This window comes from Methylobacterium sp. (genome assembly GCF_019750675.1).
Taxonomy (GTDB): domain Bacteria; phylum Pseudomonadota; class Alphaproteobacteria; order Rhizobiales; family Beijerinckiaceae; genus Methylobacterium.
This window is the reverse complement of sequence record NZ_JAIEOF010000158.1, coordinates 1-3,071: the sequence shown is the minus strand read 5'-3', so window position 1 is coordinate 3,071 and position 3,071 is coordinate 1. Positions and strand designations below refer to the sequence as shown.

Genomic DNA, 3,071 nt, shown 5'->3' with positions numbered 1-3,071 from the left:
GAGTTTGGAAAAGGTTGTGGTGATGCGAGGTCGCAATTCGGTCGAGCTGGTCTCGGCGCTCGCGCAGTGCCGGACGGCGTTCATCGGGGTGGCCCTGATGAGCGGGCTGGTGAACGTGCTCTACCTCACGGGCTCGTTCTTCATGCTCGAGGTCTACGACCGCGTCATCCCGAGCCGCTCCGTGCCCACCCTCGTGGGCTTGTGCGTGCTCGCCCTGGTGCTCTACGGCTTCCAGGGGATGCTCGAGACCCTGCGCGCCCGCGTGCTCGCCCGGGTCGGCGCCGCCCTCGACGAATCCTTGAGCGGGCGCGTCTTCGACATCGTGGTGCGGGCGCCCCTCAAGGGCGCGGCACCGGGCGACGGGCTGCTGCCCTTGCGCGACCTCGATGCCCTGCGCAGCTTCCTCGGCGGCAGCGGGCCCGGCGCCTTCTTCGACCTGCCCTGGATGCCGGTCTACCTCGCCATCTGCTTCCTGTTCCATCCCCTCATCGGGGTCGCGGCGCTGGTGGGCGCCGGGGTGCTGGCGACGCTCGGCCTCCTCACCGACCGGGCCACCCGCGACCCCGCCCAGACCGCCACCGGCCACGGCCTGCGCCGCAACGGCCTGGCGGAAGCCGGGCGCCGCAACGCCGAGGTGCTGGCGGCACTCGGCATGCAGGCGCGCTTTGCCGACCGCTGGGGGCTCGCCAACGGCGACTACCGCCAGGCCCAGCAGCGCGCCTCCGACATCGCCGGCGGCTACGGCGCCGCATCCAAGGTCTTCCGCATGGCCCTGCAATCGGGCGTGCTGGCGCTCGGCGCCTACCTCGTCATCAACGGCCAGGCCAGTGCCGGCATCATCATCGCGTCCTCCATCCTGGTCGCCCGCGCGCTGGCCCCGGCCGAACTCGCCATCGCCAACTGGAAGGGCTTCGTCCAGGCCCGCCAGTCCTGGGCCCGCCTCTCCGAGCTCTTCGCCCGCATGCCGGCACCGGCCCAGCCCCACGCCCTGCCGGCGCCCTGCCGCTCCCTCCAGGTCGAGGGCATCGGCGTGGCCCCCCCCGGCACCCAGCGCCTCGTGGTCCAGGACGTGAGCTTCGTCCTCCAGGCCGGCCAGGGCTTAGGCGTCATCGGCCCCTCGGCCTCGGGCAAGTCGAGCCTGGTGCGGGCCCTCATCGGCGTCTGGCCGGCGGTGCGCGGCAAGGTCCGCCTCGACGGGGCGGCGCTGGACCAGTGGTCGGCCGACGACCTCGGGCCCCATCTCGGCTTCCTGCCCCAGGAGATCGAGCTGTTCGCCGGCACCGTCGCGCAGAACATCGCCCGCTTCGATCCGGCCGCCACCCCGGAGGCGGTGATCGCCGCCGCCCGCGCGGCCGGCGTGCACGACCTCATCTTACGCCTCTCGGAGGGCTACGACACCCGCATCGGCGAGGGCGGGGCGGGGCTGTCCGCCGGCCAGCGCCAGCGCATCGGCCTGGCCCGCGCCCTCTACGGCGACCCCTTCCTCGTCGTCCTCGACGAGCCCAACGCCAACCTCGACGCCGAGGGCGAGCACGCCCTCACGGGGGCGATCCTCGGGGTCCGCCGGCGCGGGGGCATCTGCATCGTCATCGCCCACCGGCCTTCCGCGCTCGCCGCCCTCGACCTCATCCTGATGATGGCCGACGGCCGCGCCCAGGCCTTCGGCCCCAAGGACGAGGTCCTGAAGCGCGTCCTGCGCCCGGCCTCCGTGCCGACGCCCCCCACCGCCCTGCAGGAGCGCGCCTGATGGCCATCGCCCTCGATCCCACCGTTCTTCCCGCGCTGGCCGGCCCGCGCCCCACCGCCCAGGGCTCGATCCGCCGCCACCTCGCGCTGAGCCTCGGCCTCGGCGTACTCCTCGTCGTCGGGGTCGGGGGCTGGGCGACCTTCACCCAGATCTCGGGCGCGGTGATCGCGCCGGGCCAGCTCGTGGTCGAGTCCGACGTCAAGAAGGTCCAGCACCCCACCGGCGGGGTGGTGGGCGAACTGCTGGTGCGCGAGGGCGCCCGGGTGCGAGCCGGCGACGTGCTCATCCGCCTCGACGAGACCCAGGTGCGGGCCAACCTCGACATCGTCCTCAAGGCCATGGACGAGCTCGCCGCGCGGCGTGCCCGCGACGAGGCCGAGCGCGACGGGGCCGCCGCCGTCACCTTCCCGCCCGAGCTCCTGGCGCGGCGCGACGCCGACCCGGGGGTCGCCCACCTGATCGAGGGCGAGAGCCGGCTGTTTGCCTCCCGCGTGGCCGCCCGCGAGGGCCAGAAGGCGCAGCTGCGCGAGCGCGTCCTGCAGCTGCGCGAGGAGATCAAGGGCCTGACCGAGCAGGTCGCGGCGAAAGCCCGCGAGGTCGGCTTCATCACCGGCGAGCTCGAGGGCGTGCGCGGGCTCTACGCCAAGAACCTCGTGCCGCTCGCCCGCGTCAACGCCCTGGAGCGGGACGCCGCCCGCCTCGACGGCGAGCGCGGCCAGCTCGTGGCCGCCACCGCCTCGGCGCGGGGCAAGATCGCCGAGACCGAGCTGCAGATCCTGCAGATCGACGGCGACATGCGCACCGAGACCGGCAAGGACTTGGCCGAGATCCGGGGCAAATGGTCGGAGTACCGCGAGAAGCGCGTGGCGGCCGAGGACCAGCTGAAGCGCGTCGAGATGCGCAGCCCGCAAGCCGGCGTCGTCCACCAGATGAGCGTGCACACGGTCGGCGGGCTGGTGACCCCGGCCGAGCCCGCCATGCTGATCGTGCCGGAGGCCGACCAGCTCGCCGTCGAGGTCAAGATCCAGCCCCAGGACATCGACAACGTCCGCCTCGACCAGGCGGCCACCTTACGCTTCCCGGCCTTCAACCAGCGCGTCACCCCGGAGATCGACGGGGTGGTCAGCCGCGTCTCGGCCGACGTCACCACCGACCCGAAGACGGGATTGAGCTACTACACCGCCCGCATCCGCGTGCCCGACGACCAGCGCCAGCGCTTGGGGGCCGCCCGCCTCGTGCCCGGCATGCCGGTGGAAAGCTTCATGCAGCTCGGCGACCGATCCGTGCTCAGCTACCTCGTCAAACCCCTCTCCGATCAGATCGC

At 73.2% G+C, this 3,071-nt stretch carries 2 protein-coding genes; both read left to right on the top strand.

Translation table 11 applies throughout. From position 1 onward, the window contains the following. Positions 1-22: 22 nt before the first annotated feature. Entirely contained in the window at positions 23-1,747 is a 1,725-nt protein-coding gene (locus tag K2X24_RS08460) for a type I secretion system permease/ATPase (RefSeq protein WP_292496735.1), read from the top strand. After that, positions 1,747-3,071: HlyD family type I secretion periplasmic adaptor subunit (locus K2X24_RS08455; protein ID WP_292496733.1), on the top strand; the 1,325-nt coding region annotated here is incomplete at its 3' end. The genes K2X24_RS08460 and K2X24_RS08455, both read left to right, overlap by 1 nt.